Origin of the sequence: Fusibacter sp. 3D3 (assembly GCF_001748365.1) — a bacterium.
In the GTDB taxonomy this organism is placed as follows: Bacteria; Bacillota; Clostridia; order Peptostreptococcales; family Acidaminobacteraceae; genus Fusibacter_A.
Map to the genome: position 1 here is coordinate 164,879 of NZ_BDHH01000009.1, position 17,032 is coordinate 181,910.

Annotated in this window: 15 protein-coding genes; 1 reads left to right on the forward strand and 14 read right to left on the reverse strand. The window is 38.1% G+C overall.

Annotated elements, in window-relative coordinates:
• Positions 1 to 8 precede the first annotated feature (8 nt).
• The 8 genes from F3D3_RS11940 to ispE all read right to left on the reverse strand — a co-directional run bounded on the left by F3D3_RS11940 (position 9) and on the right by ispE (position 8,380).
• Positions 9 to 1,034: a hypothetical protein gene (locus F3D3_RS11940; protein WP_084388990.1), complete on the reverse strand. Its 1,026-nt coding sequence runs from the start codon at positions 1,032 to 1,034 to the stop codon at positions 9 to 11.
• Between the two features lie 82 nt (positions 1,035 to 1,116).
• The gene (gene ablA / locus F3D3_RS11945) at positions 1,117 to 2,376 is read right to left on the reverse strand and encodes a lysine 2,3-aminomutase (protein WP_069874210.1); all 1,260 of its coding nucleotides are present in this window, start codon (positions 2,374 to 2,376) and stop codon (positions 1,117 to 1,119) included.
• Positions 2,377 to 2,824: 448 nt separating this feature from the next.
• The gene (locus tag F3D3_RS11950) at positions 2,825 to 3,862 is read right to left on the reverse strand and encodes an L-erythro-3,5-diaminohexanoate dehydrogenase (RefSeq protein ID WP_069874212.1); all 1,038 of its coding nucleotides are present in this window, start codon (positions 3,860 to 3,862) and stop codon (positions 2,825 to 2,827) included.
• A 268-nt stretch (positions 3,863 to 4,130) separates the two neighbouring features.
• A complete protein-coding gene (locus F3D3_RS11955; protein WP_069874213.1) occupies positions 4,131 to 5,597 on the reverse strand; it encodes a sigma-54-dependent Fis family transcriptional regulator in 1,467 nt (488 codons plus the stop codon).
• A 65-nt stretch (positions 5,598 to 5,662) separates the two neighbouring features.
• The gene (locus F3D3_RS11960) at positions 5,663 to 6,379 is read right to left on the reverse strand and encodes a GGDEF domain-containing protein (protein WP_069874215.1); all 717 of its coding nucleotides are present in this window, start codon (positions 6,377 to 6,379) and stop codon (positions 5,663 to 5,665) included.
• A 16-nt stretch (positions 6,380 to 6,395) separates the two neighbouring features.
• The gene (locus F3D3_RS11965; RefSeq protein ID WP_069874217.1) at positions 6,396 to 6,809 is read right to left on the reverse strand and encodes a DUF1934 domain-containing protein; all 414 of its coding nucleotides are present in this window, start codon (positions 6,807 to 6,809) and stop codon (positions 6,396 to 6,398) included.
• A 3-nt stretch (positions 6,810 to 6,812) separates the two neighbouring features.
• Positions 6,813 to 7,487, reverse strand: a complete 675-nt coding sequence (locus F3D3_RS11970) for a GntR family transcriptional regulator (protein WP_069874218.1) — start codon at positions 7,485 to 7,487, stop codon at positions 6,813 to 6,815.
• A gap of 26 nt (positions 7,488 to 7,513) precedes the next feature.
• The gene (ispE, locus tag F3D3_RS11975) at positions 7,514 to 8,380 is read right to left on the reverse strand and encodes a 4-(cytidine 5'-diphospho)-2-C-methyl-D-erythritol kinase (RefSeq protein WP_069874220.1); all 867 of its coding nucleotides are present in this window, start codon (positions 8,378 to 8,380) and stop codon (positions 7,514 to 7,516) included.
• A gap of 158 nt (positions 8,381 to 8,538) precedes the next feature.
• Between ispE and F3D3_RS11980 the strand changes: the two genes are divergently transcribed.
• Positions 8,539 to 9,876, forward strand: a complete 1,338-nt coding sequence (locus F3D3_RS11980; RefSeq protein ID WP_069874222.1) for a CapA family protein — start codon at positions 8,539 to 8,541, stop codon at positions 9,874 to 9,876.
• Positions 9,877 to 10,000: 124 nt separating this feature from the next.
• On the opposite strand, the gene F3D3_RS11985 is transcribed toward F3D3_RS11980, so the two are convergent.
• The 6 genes from F3D3_RS11985 to F3D3_RS12010 form a co-directional block, all read right to left on the reverse strand.
• Positions 10,001 to 11,182, reverse strand: a complete 1,182-nt coding sequence (locus tag F3D3_RS11985; RefSeq protein ID WP_242877129.1) for a M20 family metallopeptidase — start codon at positions 11,180 to 11,182, stop codon at positions 10,001 to 10,003.
• Positions 11,183 to 11,246: 64 nt separating this feature from the next.
• Complete coding sequence (locus F3D3_RS11990) at positions 11,247 to 12,644, reverse strand: amidohydrolase family protein (RefSeq protein ID WP_069874223.1); 1,398 nt, start codon at positions 12,642 to 12,644, stop codon at positions 11,247 to 11,249.
• 78 nt (positions 12,645 to 12,722) lie between these two features.
• A complete protein-coding gene (locus F3D3_RS11995) occupies positions 12,723 to 13,928 on the reverse strand; it encodes a M20 family metallopeptidase (RefSeq protein ID WP_069874224.1) in 1,206 nt (401 codons plus the stop codon).
• A 28-nt stretch (positions 13,929 to 13,956) separates the two neighbouring features.
• Positions 13,957 to 15,375, reverse strand: a complete 1,419-nt coding sequence (locus F3D3_RS12000) for a YfcC family protein (RefSeq protein ID WP_069874225.1) — start codon at positions 15,373 to 15,375, stop codon at positions 13,957 to 13,959.
• A gap of 55 nt (positions 15,376 to 15,430) precedes the next feature.
• Positions 15,431 to 16,183, reverse strand: coding sequence for an IclR family transcriptional regulator (locus F3D3_RS12005; protein WP_069874226.1), 753 nt, complete (start codon positions 16,181 to 16,183; stop codon positions 15,431 to 15,433).
• A gap of 278 nt (positions 16,184 to 16,461) precedes the next feature.
• Complete coding sequence (locus F3D3_RS12010) at positions 16,462 to 17,031, reverse strand: GNAT family N-acetyltransferase (protein WP_069874227.1); 570 nt, start codon at positions 17,029 to 17,031, stop codon at positions 16,462 to 16,464.
• Between the last annotated feature and the right edge of the window lies 1 nt (position 17,032).

Genomic DNA, 17,032 nt, shown 5'->3' on the forward strand with positions numbered 1-17,032 from the left:
CTTCTCCTTTATAACGTCATGACATCCACTACGACTAAGTCCTTTAATGCGTCTGAGAGCCTCCCTCTAAAACTTTCAGAATCATAAAAATAACCCGATGGCGCATAGGGATTTATGGTAAGTGCCATTAGGTTGATTTCATAACGCACTTTAATGGTGACACCCACACGCATAAAGTAGTTCCAATCTCTCTGTTCAATAAAAATTTTCGTCGCATCCCCTACGACATAAGTCGCTTGCCTTGCATAAGGTGATGATTCCAGTATATCTTTGAGCGTCTTGGTAACAAGTGCCCCTTTTATAAAAACATATTGACTGTTTGCTTCAAGATGTGTGCCTATGATGCGTCCAGATAGTAAAGCGGTTTTTAGCGTGTCTAAAGGTGTCACCCCCAAAGTGTCATCTACAATATAAACGCCTTTTTCCTCGCCTTCCTTGTCCCAAAGACCCATAACCGCCTCATCTTTAAGTCCTTCTAATTTAAAAAGATTGGCTCTATGAACCGTTTGTTCTATGGTCCTGTTCATATCTCTGCTCAGCACCGCACCTGTTGACAAGATACAGGCATCTGTAATGGCAGGAGATGCAGATGACGCTCTGTCAAGTGCACCGTCCACCAATACGCGATCAGCACCTAGTGTGATCATTCTTTCCGAAACTTTTCTAACCGTGTGGTTCGTCGTTGGACCTCCGAGTTGAACATAACCCTCATTTAATGCCCGACCGATGATGATTTTGCCCATTGATGTTTCATATGCGGTCACTTCTACAATCTCAAGTTTCACCTCAGACAGATTAAATAGCATTTCTGCAGTGGCGATCAGTGTCCCTTTAGTAATAAAAATCATTGGTTTTTCCGTTCGCGTTACGATATCCTGACGTTCACCATCTCTCCCTATAGAGGTAAGCCCCAATCGTATTTGATTTTCACTAGCAAGATCAATAAGATAATTGAGTGTGACTGTTTTACCCGCGTTTTTTGCCATGCCAACAATTGAAAAAATTTTATATTCATTTTCAAACAGTTTCATCATGGCGGGTCCTCCGATGTCATTCCTTAAATTTAAATAAATTCTATATTAACGCCCCAAATAGGATACTCTATCTCTTAAACGATTACTCTTCGTGATTTGTTCTCTTTGCTCTCTCAAGTTCTTTAAGATCAATATTCACACGATTGCCTTGTAAAAGACCACCAACACCAAATATTTTATGATTTTTTTGTGCTTCTGTTTCAAAAGCACCTTCTTTTTCAAGATCATAAGGATTGGGTTGTGCATAAGTTGTGATCACGCCTTCGTAGTTTCTGAGGACGACGCGCTCTGGTGATTGTGAAATCATATATTGTGGCATAACTGGAATCTTACCACCACCGCCTGGTGCATCCACAACAAATGTTGGTACGCAATAGCCAGAAGTATGACCGCGTAAACCCTCAATGATTTCGATGCCTTTAGATACGGGTGTTCTAAAGTGCTCAATACCCATAGAAAGGTCACATTGATAGATATAGTAAGGTCTAACACGCATCATTACAAGATCGTGTACAAGATCTCTCATAATATGAACGCTGTCATTGATGCCTCTTAAAAGTACAGATTGATTGCCAAGTGGGATACCTGCATCTGCCATTAATGCACATGCTTTTTTGGTTTCAGGGGTCACTTCTTTTGAATGATTGAAGTGCGTATTTAACCAAATTGGATGGTATTTCTTAAGCATATTAACGAGTTCAGGTGTGATTCTTTGAGGACAAACCACTGGGGTTCTTGAACCAATTCTAATGATTTCAACGTGTGGAATCGCTCTTAATCTGCTGATGATGTACTCAAGTTTTTCATCTGAAATTAAAAGAGCATCTCCACCAGATAAAAGAACATCTCTGATAACAGGCGTATTTCTGATATATTCAATTGCAGCATCAATTTTATCCGTTCCTACTGCAGCATCATTATGACCTGCAAAACGTCTTCTTGTGCAGTGACGACAGTACATTGAACACATATCTGTCACAAGAAAAAGACAACGATCTGGATACCTATGTGTTAAGCCTGGAACTGGAGAGTCACCATCTTCGTGAAGTGGATCATCCATATCCGCAGAACATTGGAAAGTTTCGTTAATAGTAGGCACCGCTTGCATTCTCACTGGACACTTAGAATCTTCTTTATCCATTAAAAGTGCATAGTATGGCGTGATACCCATTCTAAGAATTTCGAGCGTTTTCACAACGCCTTCTTCTTCTTTTGAAGTTAAAGTCACTACTTTTTTGAGATCTTCTAAAGTCGTAATTCTGTTTCTAACTTGCCACTCCCAAGAATCCCATTCTTCTTGAGTCACATTTTTCCACAATTCAATTTCTTTGTAATTTCTCATGTTATTAACTCCCTTTTTAATTAAATATCTTGAAACGATTTAAAAAGATACAAAACGCTGTATTAATCCTTCAGCACAAGAGTCCTCGGCTTTGCCTGCGGATTGTGCCTCCGGATTAATACATCGTTTTTATATCAATAGTAAACCGTTTTAATTTACAACTTTATTTAAAATGATCGTTAAATCATTTTTCAAAACCATAATATTTGTACTGATTTAACGCTAATACGTTTATCATCTATAATTGTGCTTAAATGATTATGTGCTCTGTAGGACAATCCGCAGGATTACAACTACGTCTCTCATATCAAGCGCAGAATGATTTATGCCCCTTTGTCAAGCGAACGATAATTTATGTCTGTATTCATGCATAAACATATGAAGTGATTCGGAGGTGCAATCCGCAAGCGAAGCTGAGGACTCTTGCACCGCAGGATTACTTCATATGTTATGCATAGAGATCCTCATAAATCTTTCTAAGCGTCTCACTCTCTCTCATAATCTGAAGCGTAATTTCTGCATGACCTTTCGTATAGCCATTGCCAACGATCATTTGAACGTCTTTACCAACGCCTTCAGCGCCAAGAGCTGCCTTTGTGAAACTTGTAGCCATACTGAAGAAGTATACAAGACCATCATCTTTTGTTGCCAAAATAGATGACATTTCAGTATTTTCTACGTTTACACAGTTGATGACAATATCACACATTTCACCGTTTGTAACCGCTTCCACTTTTTCAAGCACATCAACTGCATCTGTGGCATCCGCAGTGATATAGTGATCTGCAAGATTCGCGTTCATGATTCTGTCTTTAGCACTATCGGAGTGTTGCAAACAAATTACTTTACCAGTAACGCCTGCACGTTTTTTCGCTTCATATAAACAAAGCATACCTGATTTACCCGCACCACCAATTACAAGAACAGTATCCCCTGGTTTTACAAGTTTGGCTGTTTGGGCTGGGGCACCTGCAACGTCAAGGACAGATAAGGCTAAATTCTCAGGAATATCTGTTGGTATTTTAGCATAGATGCCACTTTCAAATAAAATGGCCTTACCTTTTATGTCGACCTGATCTATATTGATTCTAATTTCTACAATTTCTTCTATTACAAGTGGTGTCAATGATAATGAAACAAGTGTTGCAATTTTATCGCCTACTTTAAGGTCTGTTTTGCCTTCAAGGGCAGATCCGATTTCAGCGACTGTGCCGATGAGCATACCACCAGAACCAGTGACTGGATTTTTATGTTTTCCGAACGCTTTAACGATGCCAAGCATAATTTCTTTGATTTTAGCTTCATCACCGCCAGCCTGTTCTTTGATTTGTGTAAATGATGCCGAATCGATGTTTAGCGTTTGAACGTCAATTAAAATTTCATTGTCATAGATTTCCATATCATTTGAAATAACCTTCGCTGGTTGTGGCAAAATACCTTTTGGTTCAATTACTCTGTGCGTTCCAAATTTTGATCCTTTTTTCATTATATGAGCCTCCCATAAACACGATTTATTTATCACCCTACTACAGTTGCAAGAGCTATGCCAAACTGTTAAATTATTATCATAAAAAATATTTTAGATGGCCCTTGACCTTCTAAAGCATTGAAAATACTATCCAATCTTTCTATAACCATCATATCATAGCTTTTAAAAATCATCAAATTACACGCATTTTGAGCTAAATTGTGATGGGTGGACATTCCAAAAAATAAAAAACGCCCAAAATTGGGCGAATTGTTGTTGGAATGGTTTATTCAATCATATCCAAGTGATATTTTTTCAATTTATATTGTAGTGTTTGTCGTGGTAGACCTAACTGTTTAGAAGCTTTCGTCACATTTCCATGGCATTTTTTAAGCGCATTTAAGATCACGATTTTCTCCGTATCATCCATAACCGATTTAAGGTCTTTCATTTTATCAAAATCTGTATTCAACATCGCTAAAACAGAATATTCAGGTTCAGCAGAATCCTTCAGATCGAATCGCCTTTGGGCATTCAGCTCAGAAAAACGTCTCAAATTCGGTGGTAAATCCACAAGGCCTATTTCGTTGGTTTCAACAAAATTTATAGCCCCTTCAATCACATGTTCAAGTTCTCTGACATTGCCTTCCCAATCATAGTTTAAAAAAAGAGCTTCAACCGCCTTAGAGATCCCTTGGATATTGCGATAGAGCTTGTTGTTATACTTGCTGATAAAATACTTTGTCAAAAGAGGGATATCCTCTCTACGATCTGAAAGCTTTGGAATCCAAAGCGTCACCGTATTTAAACGGTAGTATAAATCACGCCTGATTAAGCCTTGCTCAAGTGCAATATTCGGGTTAATATTACAAGCCGCTATAATTCTAACATCTACATAGATTTCCTTTGAGTCTCCAATGCGTCTGAGTTTCCCATCTTGGAGCACTCTGAGCAATTTTGCTTGAAGCTCAACAGGCATTGAGTTTATCTCATCGAGAAATAAAGTCCCGCCATCAGCGAGCTCAAATAAGCCTTGGCGGTCTACTGCCCCAGTAAATCCGCCTTTTGTAGTGCCAAAGAGTATCCCCTCAAGCAATGTAGAAGGCAGTGCCGCACAGTTTTGAGCAATAAAGGGTTTACTGCGTCGTTTGCTACTATTGTGAATTGCTTGAGTTAAAAGTTCCTTTCCGGTGCCAGTTTCACCATAAATCAATACGGGGATATCTGTTCTGGCCGCTTTCATTGCAATGGTTTTCACTCGGTTGAACTCTGCATTATCCGTTATGATATCTTCAAAATTATAGTAATGCTTTGAGGCTTTTGAGGCTCTTAACCCGCCAATATTCTCTCTAACTTGGCTTTGAAGATCCAAATAACGCTCTGATAGCTCTTTGTATTCCGTAATATTTTTTGAAATTTCAATCGCGCCTTTAATCTTGTCATGATCCAAAATAGGCAGTGTCGAGTTGACTGTTGTCACCAATTTACCTCTATAGGTTCTATAAGTTTGATCTTTGTTCAAAATCATTTCTTTTGACTCAATAACATCTAGAAGCGTGGATTCTTCTTGAAGTAGCGACGGATAGACCTCGGTTATATGTTTGCCAATAGATTCCGAGATGTTGATATCATCCTGCATTGCAGCTTGCCTGTTACAATAGATCAGGACGCCTTCATTGTTGACGATCTGAATGCCATCACTGATATAGTTGAGTAAGAATTTAACTTGAGCTTCTGTTAGAAAAGTACTCATGTAGCCTCCTATTTTAAATTCGAAAAAAACGCCGAATTTTGGGCTGTTTCGCCGAAAATTAAGCGTTATACAATAACACCTTTTCCATACTCTTTTGCTAAGATGAGTTTTTCATAGGCTATATTTAAAATCTTATCTTCAGATCTAATGTCTGATATAGAGACAACTGCAAATCTGCAGGTTAATCCCCCTACGTCTCCAAAAGTGGTTTTCTCAACGGCTATTTTGAGTCGCTCTGCTAGTCTATAAGCATCCTTAACGGATTGGTTTGGCAATATTAATGCAAACGTATCGCCTTTAATTCTCGCAAGTTGCTCTTTATTTGTAATTAAAGTCTTCGTGAGTTTTATAAGTTCAACAAGAATGGTATCTCCAAAGTCATAACCATATTCATTGTTGATAACACCCAGATCGTCCACGTCAAAAAAGACGACTGCTGACTCTTTATTAAGTGCTTGAATGCGTTCAATTTCAAGAGATAAAACATTTTTCAACTTTTCTTCATTATTGATCAGAATCAATTCGCCATTGATAAGTTTTTCATTTTTCACCACTGCTTTGACTTCTTTCTGCGTTCGTGTGATGAATTTTAGGTAGCTTTGTAAACCAATGGATGTAATCGTCATTGTAAAAATAAACTCAATGAGGTAAAGTTGTAAAAACGTTGTTGCGCCAATACTCATCACCAAAAGCGTTGGGATTATCGCCGCACTCAAACTCACAAGAATTAATCTAATGATCAGTAGTGTTTGTTGATCCATTTGCTTTTTATTATTATTCATGGGGAAATATCCCTTCTCATTGATTTTCTCTTATTTCTATGCTGATATGCGTCTTATCATTATTTCCAAGAATATCAAGATCATAATCAATATCAATTTCCAGTGGTACTTCTTGCCACCTTATTAGATTGCCTTTTGTAATCATCGTAAAAACACCATAGGGTGTTCTGTAATGATTTTCATGTGTTTCATTAAGTGAAATTCTAAGATTACTGCTCACATTGCCAAAGCGTTTAATACTGAGATGGATTCCGTCGTATTTCAGCATGGTTTTTGTCCCTTCCATGCCCGTGATCTCTGACTCTTCATAGATGAGATATTGACTGCCCTCTTTGATTTGTGCTTGTGCATTTGCGTAGAGTGTCATCTCTTCTGTTTCTCCAAGGCCATTTGTAATTTTACTACTTACCTTAATTAAAATCTCATTCATCCTCTATACTTCCGTTATCCATCTATTAACAAGTTCTCGAATGCTTTCAACATGACTTTCTGCTTCTGCTCTAGCAACTTTCGGGTCTCTATTTAGAATCGCTTCAAATATTTTACTATGTGATGCTTGAATTTCTTGATAGTTGGTGAATTCATTGAAATAGATCAATCTAAATCTTTGAAATTGGTCGTGTAAGTCAAAGATAATGTTAATCAATCTCTGATTTTTACTGCCATTAAAGATTAACGAGTGAAATTCATTATCACATTCTATCATGCGTTTTTTATCCATACTGACCAAACATTCGTTGAAATCCTCAACAATTTTTCCAAGTTGATCTTTTTCTATTTCAGTCATGCGTTCCGCACTGAGTGCTGCAGCAAATCCTTCAAGTTCTTTTCGAATCTCCAATACTTCTAGGATATCATTTTTAGTTAAATCCGCAACATATGCCCCTTTTCTGGGAATCATAATGACAAAGCTCTCTTTTTCAAGCTTTCTTATGGCTTCTCTCACAGGTGTTCTGCTCACACCGAGTTGTTCTGCAATTGTAACTTCCATTAAACGTTCGCCTGGTTTTAATTCGCCACTTAAAATCGCATTTCTCAAATATTCAAAAACAACTTCCCCTAAAGGCTTATAATTTCTAATTTCCAATTTATCGAAATTTACGCTCATATTTCCCTCCATAAGTATATTCTCTTTCATAGACTTTCAACGTTGTGTGTCATGACCAAATAAGTTTGTGGAAAATGCTTTTTTAAACTTTTTACTGCATGCTTTGCACGATCGTAATTTTTATAAATCGCAAAAATTGTTGGACCACTTCCACTCATCAGGATACCATCTGGACCATATCGCTTAACAAATTGTTTTAGCATATGTACTTTAGGATACCGTTCAAAGGTCACCGTTTCAAGAACATTACACAACAGATGATTAACCCGATACCGATTATCTTCAGCAAGCGCAGCGACCATCGCAGTCGTATTCGGATGTTCCTTTATGTTTTGCCAGTTCAGATTTTGATAGATTTCTTGAGTTGAAACCCCAAAATTCGGTTTTATGAGCACTATGAAAGTATGTTCTAACCCTTTAATGGGCTCTAGTAATTCACCAAGGCCTCTTGCTATAGCACAATTCCCCTGTATGCAAAAAGGTACATCCGCGCCGAGCTTAAACCCTATCGTTTTCATAGTTTCAAGTGAAAGGTTTAAATGACACAATCTATTAATAGCCTTTATGACGGCAGCTGCATTTGTGCTCCCCCCAGCAAGGCCTGCTGCGATCGGTATGTTTTTTTCAATATGAATTTTGAAACCGCATCTAAGATTATAACTTTCTTGCATGAGAACAGCTGCACGATAAGCAATATTCATCTGATCTGTAGGTAGAAACTCATCTGAACAGGTTAAATTAATTTCATTGCTATTTTCAATCAAACTTACTGTAACAACGTCATATAAATCAATTTGTTGCATGATCATTTCCACGTCGTGATAGCCATTATCTCTTTTTCCAATGACATCTAATGTCAAATTAATTTTTGCGTGCGCTCTTAAAGTAACCATGTGACCCCTTGTTTTTAGTAATATTTTGAATACAAAATACATAATAAATACAATTTAATTATAGTTTATTTTCTCGTATTTGGCTACAGTTTTAATGTTATAATTTTAGTACATGAATTGATCATTTGACTTCAATCGCAGAATTATAGGGGTGACTTATGAAAAAAGTATATTTTGTACTTAAAAAATCAAATTTCTGTCTTTTATTAATCAGCATACTCTTCACAGCTCAAATCGGTTGGGGATCACCATCTGCCCCTTTTGCTTCTTCTCACTCGGACTCCATACCAATCCTTAAATCTCAAAGTGTCTACGATGATCTCGCCGCTTTAAGCATGAAAGATAAACGCTTCATAGAATCCTTTAATTCTCTTCCTATTTTGGAAACGCTTGAAATCAAAGAACCTTCTTTACGCTTACTCGCAACTGGAGATATCATGTTTCATTCACCACAAATGACTTCTGCATTTGATTCTTCTAATGGGGATTATGACTTTTTCCCGCCTTTTTCTCAGATTGCACCCTACGTTCAAGAGGCCGATTACGCTCTTGCAAACTTTGAAACGACAACAGCAGGTGTAGATTACGCTTATTCGGGATATCCTGCTTTTAACGCTCCTGATAAAAGCCTTGATGGTATTTATGAAGCTGGTTTTGACTACTTATCCACTGCCAACAACCATGCTTTCGACCGAAAACTTCACGGTGTCTATAGAACGCTTGAGCAAATGGATTTGAGAGGTTTTGATCACAATGGAACTTACAATAATACAGACGACGTGCAACGATTTTTGATTAAAGAAATCAAAGGTTACAAACTGGGGATACTCTCCATCACTTATGGTTTAAATGGTTTTGAAAAGGCGTTTGATTCTGAAACGCTCTATAAAAATGTGAATCTCATCTCACCTGATTATGATCCGGATTTTGTAAAGAAGCAACTGGCTCTAATGGATGAGGCTGATGTAGATGCTTCCATCGTCTTCGTCCATTGGGGAAACGAATACCAACTTGAGCCAAACGAGGATCAACAGATTCTCGCTCAAAATTTCGTCCTCTGGGGTGCAGATATTATCTTGGGCTCACATCCGCATGTCATTCAACGAAATGAGATTATAAAATACAACGGTGAAGATAAATATGTCATTTACTCCATGGGCAATTTTATTTCAAATCAAAGTCGAAACACACTTACTTCTATTAAAAATGCCAAATATACTGAAGATGGTTTGATGATCGCTATAACACTTGAAAAGCGTCGAGATGGCAAAACGCATCTCAGCGAAGTCAAACACATGCCCACATGGGTTTATAAGTACTCTGAAGCTGGTAAGTCCCAATATTTAATTCTCCCTACACAAGACTACTTAGAAGTTGAAACCACACTTGATGAAAAAGTCGAATCGCCTCTCGTCCTTACAGAAAATACGTTAAAGCTGATAAATGCCTCTTATAATCAGTCTATGTCCAAATTAGTGGATTATATTTCAAAATAATCCATTCAAATTTATACCCGTATGTAAAAATAATGAGTGCTAGAATAACAACTTTTTGAAGGGCTCCGCAGTATAGCGAGGACTTGCCCGTGAAAGAAGTTATTATCTAGCACTCATTTTGGATTTACTTCTCTTGTGCATCAAACTCAGCTTTTATTTGATCTAAAATCACCTTATTTTCAATGACATTTACCGCTGTCAACACGAGCGCACAAATCACAATTTGCATATTTTCATAGGCGTAGTCCGTTAAAGTACTTTCAGCAAATTTACGCGTGTGTGCCGCTATTGAAGGATCTCCGACAATATCAAAATAGGGGTGTATCGTGGGGCATTTATGACTGACATTTCCTGCATCAAGTGAGCCAAAAGAGTCACGTGCACCGCTTATATCCGTAATGCCCATGATTTCAAGTTGATCTACAAATAACTGCGAGAGCGTTTCATTTGTGACGAGATTATCATAACTGTATTCATAATTCGAGATTTCAAGTGATGTGCCTGCTGCCATTGAAGCACCTTCTGCGCAGGCTTTAACCTTTTTGACCAATTCGTTGAGATATGTTTTGGTTTGTGCCCTTACATAAAACTGAACCATTGCATGTTCTGGAATAATATTGGCAGCCTTCCCACCTTCTTTAATAACACCATGTATCCTTGCATCCGTTGCCGTTTGTTGTCTAAGGGCATTGATGTTGTTAAACGTATTGATCACTGCATCCAGTGCATTTATACCCTTTTCAGGAGCAGCTGCCGCATGGGATGTCTTCCCGTGATAGTCAAATTGAATCGCTTCCATCGCAAGGGATTTACCACTTCTGTTATAGCTGCTATTGGGATGTGCGACTAAAGCAATATCTACATCATCAAACGCGCCTTCATCCGCATACTTGACTTTAGCACCACTTGTCTCTTCTGCGGGTGTACCAAAGACGATTACAGTACCACCAAGCTCTTCAATGATAGATCTTAAAATAAGCCCCGCCCCAGTACTTGTCGTTCCCAAAATATTGTGCCCACAACCATGTCCAATGCCAGGAAGCGCATCGTATTCACAAAGATAGGCTATTGTTGGGCCCTCTTTTTGCGCTTTATAGATAGCCTTGAACCCTGTTTCAACGCCCAGATACGGCTGTATCACTTCAAACCCATATTTCTTAAGCAATGTCATGTGCTTTTGAGCAGATTTGAATTCCTCATTACCCAGTTCAGGCTCATCGTAAATGCTTTTACTCAGCAGCTTGAGTTCAGGTATTAAAAGTTCTGTTTTTTCTCTGATTTGTTCCATGTGTAAGGATGTGTTCATTTAAAACCTCTTTTTTAATTTTATCACGGGTTAGAGTGTCGAAAGCCAGTTTGGAATGAGTCCCTTATTTATTGTATGGCACGTATTGACCAAGCCTATTTTTTAAAACCGTGTTGGCTTTAACGGCAATTTCACCGTTAATAATAACATATTCTATCCCTTTCGGCGCTAATGTAGGCTCTGAAAAAGTTGCTAAATCATCCATTTGATCCAGATCAAAGATCACTAAATCCGCATCTTTACCGATTTCAATCACACCTTTATTTTTGAGTTTTAACCGTTCAGCAGGACCAGCAGTCATCTTCCAAAGTGCAGGCACTAAATCGAGAGCATGTGATGCTCTCACATATTTGGATAACACTCTAGGAAATGTACCCGCACCTCTAGGATGCCCTTGGTCCCTTTTATAAAGAGAGTCACTTCCAACAAAGACAAATGGCGCTTTAATGGCTTCTATAACTTCTGCTTCATTCATGACAAAGGCCGCTACAATCATGTTGGGATGCGATGCTCTAACACGGTTAAATAGGGCTTCATCACATCTTATATTTTTGTAAGGGTCTTCCGTCAACAAAATTGCAGTGTGATCTCTATTCCATCTCTCAAAACAACCTTCATCAAAGACTGCTGATCCAATGTAAGTCGCAAATGCATCATAAGGATAACAATCTGCCATGACATCAACGCCGTCCTGCCTATTCCTTTCAATTAAATCCAGTGAAGCCTTCATGGAACCATAGGCACTGCAACTTCCAATATGTGATATTTGCATAGGGTAACCCGTTAATCTTGACAATTTTATTAATTCTTCTATGGAATCCACCGCACCATCTGCATCTTTACGAAAATGTGCAGATAACAAATAAGCTTTATCAGGCAATGTATTTGCAAGTGCTACCATCTCATCAAAGGCAATTCCCGGTGAATATTCAATGCCAAAGGAGAGCCCCACAATACCATGCCTTAAGTTCTCCTGTATTAGCGTTTGCATTTTCCCAATTTCCTGTGAGTTTGCTGCTCGATACCGATCCTCAATGCCCACGGCCTGTCTTAAATAATTATGTCCCAAAAAAGTCATATAATTTACAGGAGCACCTTCACGTTCAATTTTCGCTTTAAACTCGGAAACTGATTGTCTATTGTTTCCGCAATTGCCTGCAACACAAGTTGTTACCCCCATTTTAAGTTCGTAGTATGAGGCAAAATAATCATCTGCTTTCAAAGTATTTAATGGGTTTACACTTTCAGTATCAAAGGTCTCTTCATGCATATGAATATCAATAAATCCAGGGGATACGATCTTCCCTTTTGCATCAATTGTTTCTACGGTGTCCTTTAACACTGGGGGCACCTCATCGCTTCCGACCCAGACAATTTTTCCATTCTGAATGATTATATCTTTTTTTTCAAGTGCCATCGTATTGAAATTTGGAATGCTGCCATTTATGATTTTAAGCGTCATTTTATGCCTCCTAAATGACCTCTAAGTTGAAGTATCTGTGAACGCCAAGAGCATTGTATGCGTCCACAGATACTTTTGTTATTTTAAAAAATCAAGTGCTATTTCTGCATACAGAACCACATAGTCGTTTAATGATTTTAAGCTGATTTTTTCAGCTTTTGTATGCGAATCTTTTATATCGCCAGGACCTGTTATAACCGTTGGTATTTTGCCATAGTACGAAAGTGTTGCCGCATCAGTCCAACCTCTTTTTCGGGTGATCATAGCTTTTTCAGTCAGATGGCTTTCAAGCACTTTTTCCACCGATTTCACGATTGCTTCTTCTGGAGACGTGTAATGATACATATGGTCAAATTGCTTCATCATATTCGAAGGCATCCGCTTCATTTCGCATTGAAACTCTGGTATTTCTGCCTTAAGCTGATCTATGATTTCTTGATATTCTCTCATTACTGAAATGACGGTTTCTCCTGTGACATAGCGTCTGTCTATTTGTAAAAAGCACTGATCCGCCACTGTTGAAGGTTGAGTACCGCCTGTTATTTTACCAAAGTTCATCACTGAAGGTCCCATATAGGCGTTGGTTCTCAATTCAATTTGTGGCATTAAATCGCGTTCAACGGCTTCGATAAATTTTGATGCCATGGAAATCGCATTTATGCCTTCTTTGGGAACACCACCATGAGCCGCTTTTCCTATAAACTCAAACTCCAGCCATTCTAAACCTCTGTGTCCAATTGCATACTCATAATTAGAAGGCTCTCCTACGATTGCACCATCCGCTTTTATGCCCTCTAGCACAAGTTGTTCCGTGCCATCACTCTGCTCTTCTTCACCCACCACTGCCGCAAGTATAATATCGCCCTTTAGCTTGTAATCAGAACGTTTAATCGCAAGCATTGCTGTAATCATAGCTGCCAATGCACCTTTCATATCATTGCAGCCACGCCCCCATAGATACCCCTCTTTAATCATGCCTTCGAAAGGGGGCACTGTCATCTCATAGGGGGGTACTGTGTCTGTATGGCCATTAAACAAAAGCGTTTTTCCAGAATCGTTGCCCTTCAAAGTAATGTACACATTGTACCGTTCACCTTCAACCACACTTAATTTTGCTTGAAGTCCATTTTGCTCACAATACGTCTTGATAAAAAGAGCAACGTCCCTTTCTCTTGTGGGGACATCTTTATGACTTGGAATTTGAACGAGTTTTTGAGCAAGTTCATAAACTTCATTTGGATTATAATACACTGTCCAATCTATTTTACTCAATAAAGTTTTCATCTATTCACTCTTTTCACTATCGCTTTTTTTAAAACGGACCATAGTTAATCATATTTGCAATAAGCAAGAACACGGCGCCAGTTGCAAGCCAGATGAGCATAAGAGGCCATAAAAACTTAACCCATTTTTCATAAGAAATTTTAGCAACGGATAATACGCCCATTAAAGCAGCCGATGTTGGGATAATGGAGTTTGTAAAACCATCCCCAAATTGATAGGCCATGACCGCCACTTGTCTGTTAATGGTTAACACATCTGAAAGCGGTACCATGATTGGCATCGTTGCTGCCGCTTGACCACTCCCTGATGGAATAAAGAAATTGATAATGACTTGCACAACATACATGCCAATTACAGCAACTGCTTTCGGTAAACTTTGAATGCCTGCCGCAAGACCATTGATTATGGAATCGATAATAGCGCCGTCTTGCATCACAACGAGTATGCCCCTTGCAATACCCACTACTAAAGCGCCAAAAACAATGCCTTTCGCCCCTTCAACAAATTCTCTCGAAATAGCACTTGGTCCCATTTTGCCGAGCAAGCCACCAATGATTCCCATTGCCAAAAATGCGGATGCTATTTCAGTGATATACCAATCTTTTTCAAAAACACCATAAATGATAAATCCGAATCCCACTAACAAAGTGAGGAGCACTAAGGTATGTTGCTTTTCAAATGCTGGAATATCAGAGAGATCAATCACTTTATGCTTTTCTTCCTTTTCAAGTTCATGAACAATGCTATAGCTTGGATCTGCTTTGACTTTACTGCCATATCTCAATAAATAAAGGGTTGTGATGATTAACATAACTGCTAAAATTACAAGTCTAAAAACAATCCCTGAAAATAATGGCAATTCTGCGATGCCTTGAGCGACACCCACCGTAAAAGGATTCATAAAACCAGAGGTGAAACCACATGCAGCGCCTAAGGTGATCATTGCAGTGCCCACGATAGCATCATAACCAAGTGCTCTTGCAAGTGCTATACCTATAGGGACAAAGACAATGGCCTCTTCTGCCATACCAATAGTTGCACCAAATAATGAAAAAATAAAGAGAAAGATTGGAATCATCAATTTATCTTTTCCCTGCAATTTTACTGCTATTCTTGAAATTCCAGCTTCAATTGCACCCGTTCCCGTGATGATTTGAAACGATCCTCCAACAATAAAGATGAAGAAGATAATGCTAGAAGCTGCACTCATCCCTTTGGGAATAGACTGAAATAGGTCAAAAAAACCAATTGGATTTTGATCCACAATATGAAAGGAAGCTGGATCAACTACCATTTTTCCCGTGTTTGGATCTTCAATTCTTGCAAATTCACCCGCTGGAATCAAGTAGGTGAATAAGGCCATGATAATAATAACAGAAAATAAAATGACGTAAGTGTGTGGTACTTTCATCTTGACACGTGCTGGTTTTACAGATTCTTTACTCATAATACCCCTCCTAATAAATTGTTTATTCTTGTTGCCCCCGCCATGTGCTATGATGTCAAATAATATATTTTGAAATTTCCTTAGCACCTCTTTTTAGAACTTTAATATAAGTCTCCAATTCTTGTTCATCAAAGGCACTTTTGAGTGCTGCTAATCCTATACAGCCATGAATATCCCCCTCTTCTTTAAAAACAGGAACGCCGATTCCAAATGCGCCCTTCATATTTTCTTCATCGCTGATACCATACCCCTGCATCCGGATCTTTTTATACTCAGCGAGCAAAAGATCCGGGTCTGTAATCGTCTTTTCTGTTTTCGCAACGAGAGTGGTATTTCTCACAATTTTATCAAGCTCTAGAATGGGCTTATAATAAGCCATAATTGTTTTTCCATAGGCCCCACAATGAATTGGAAAAAATGAACCATGTTCGTAAGTTATTTTAACAGGCATGGTCAATTCAGATTCATATAAATTCATGATGCGTCCTTTTTCAATGATCGTGTAACCTATATTTTGCTTAAGCTGTATTGCCACTTTTTCAACCACTTCTTTGATGACATTAAAGCCTTTCGTCTTATATAAATATTTTGACCCTATATGATAAAGTTCTGGCCCTATGGTATACTTTCGATCTTCGTTTTGAACCACGATATAATGTGCTTGAAATTCTATTAAGATTCGATGCACTGTCGTTCTATTGATTTTAAGTTTCTGACTTATATCAAGCACTGTAAAGGCATACGGTGGTTCAGATAAAAGCTTCATAATTTCAATTGATTTACCAATGGCCGTCATTTTTTCAGTCATTTTAACCCCCAACTTCATTTGAAAGTTCACAATATGAACATTGGTTCTTATTATGAACTCCTATATTAATTACCATATCCCTATTTTATTGTCAATAAATATCGTGAATTTTCTGATAATTTCATTTTGAAACCCTCCACACTATGCTAGAACGCATCCTTTTCGTAAACGCATCATATGACAGAGCGTTGTTCAACTTTCGATTTTTGACACTCTGGCTTGTAATTCACAAAAAAATCTCAAAGGTCTTATCCCCTTGAGATATATAAAATCTAATTTTATTTATTGGCCTTTAAAAAATCTTTTTTTTGAATCGACATAATGATAAACATCGTGCACAGTTCTCCTTGAATCAATTGAAACTGATCTTGATAATCTTGAAGAATTAAATCCTTATAACCCTGTTCTTCAAAGACTTCTACACGTCTCTCCACTTCTCTAAAACCGACTTTTTCATAACTTCTTCTGGCTCTTTCGTTGAAAACAGCTACTCTTAAGAACATGGTCTCTATGGGGAATTTATTGAACACATATTCTAGATACTCATTTAATGCTGTGGTCCCTAAACCCTTGCCAAGATGGTTAGGATCGACACCTATCCCAAGTTCTGCTCTTTTTTTAAACCAGTTTATATTTTTTAAAGTGATGAATGCGACGGGATAATTTTCTAAAAACAAACCATAAACTTTTCTCAGGACCCATTTCTGTTTCATGCTATACCAGTCATCAAATTCCGATTTTGTGTCAAAGGGAAAATTATACTGATAAAACCGAGGATCTTCATGTCTTCCCCACTTTGAAAATTGATAGACATCTTTTTTACTCAGTTTTCTAAATTCAAGAATCACA

Excerpts from the sequence above, each read along its gene's own strand:
- F3D3_RS11940 (WP_084388990.1), bottom strand. The coding sequence starts at position 1,034 with ATGATGAAACTGTTTGAAAATGAATATAAAATTTTTTCAATTGTTGGC.
- ablA (WP_069874210.1), bottom strand. The coding sequence starts at position 2,376 with ATGAGAAATTACAAAGAAATTGAATTGTGGAAAAATGTGACTCAAGAA.
- F3D3_RS11950 (WP_069874212.1), bottom strand. The coding sequence starts at position 3,862 with ATGAAAAAAGGATCAAAATTTGGAACGCACAGAGTAATTGAACCAAAA.
- F3D3_RS11955 (WP_069874213.1), bottom strand. The coding sequence starts at position 5,597 with ATGAGTACTTTTCTAACAGAAGCTCAAGTTAAATTCTTACTCAACTAT.
- F3D3_RS11960 (WP_069874215.1), bottom strand. The coding sequence starts at position 6,379 with ATGAATAATAATAAAAAGCAAATGGATCAACAAACACTACTGATCATT.
- F3D3_RS11965 (WP_069874217.1), bottom strand. The coding sequence starts at position 6,809 with ATGAATGAGATTTTAATTAAGGTAAGTAGTAAAATTACAAATGGCCTT.
- F3D3_RS11970 (WP_069874218.1), bottom strand. The coding sequence starts at position 7,487 with ATGAGCGTAAATTTCGATAAATTGGAAATTAGAAATTATAAGCCTTTA.
- ispE (WP_069874220.1), bottom strand. The coding sequence starts at position 8,380 with ATGGTTACTTTAAGAGCGCACGCAAAAATTAATTTGACATTAGATGTC.
- F3D3_RS11980 (WP_069874222.1), top strand. The coding sequence starts at position 8,539 with ATGAAAAAAGTATATTTTGTACTTAAAAAATCAAATTTCTGTCTTTTA.
- F3D3_RS11985 (WP_242877129.1), bottom strand. The coding sequence starts at position 11,182 with ATGAACACATCCTTACACATGGAACAAATCAGAGAAAAAACAGAACTT.
- F3D3_RS11990 (WP_069874223.1), bottom strand. The coding sequence starts at position 12,644 with ATGACGCTTAAAATCATAAATGGCAGCATTCCAAATTTCAATACGATG.
- F3D3_RS11995 (WP_069874224.1), bottom strand. The coding sequence starts at position 13,928 with ATGAAAACTTTATTGAGTAAAATAGATTGGACAGTGTATTATAATCCA.
- F3D3_RS12000 (WP_069874225.1), bottom strand. The coding sequence starts at position 15,375 with ATGAGTAAAGAATCTGTAAAACCAGCACGTGTCAAGATGAAAGTACCA.
- F3D3_RS12005 (WP_069874226.1), bottom strand. The coding sequence starts at position 16,183 with ATGACTGAAAAAATGACGGCCATTGGTAAATCAATTGAAATTATGAAG.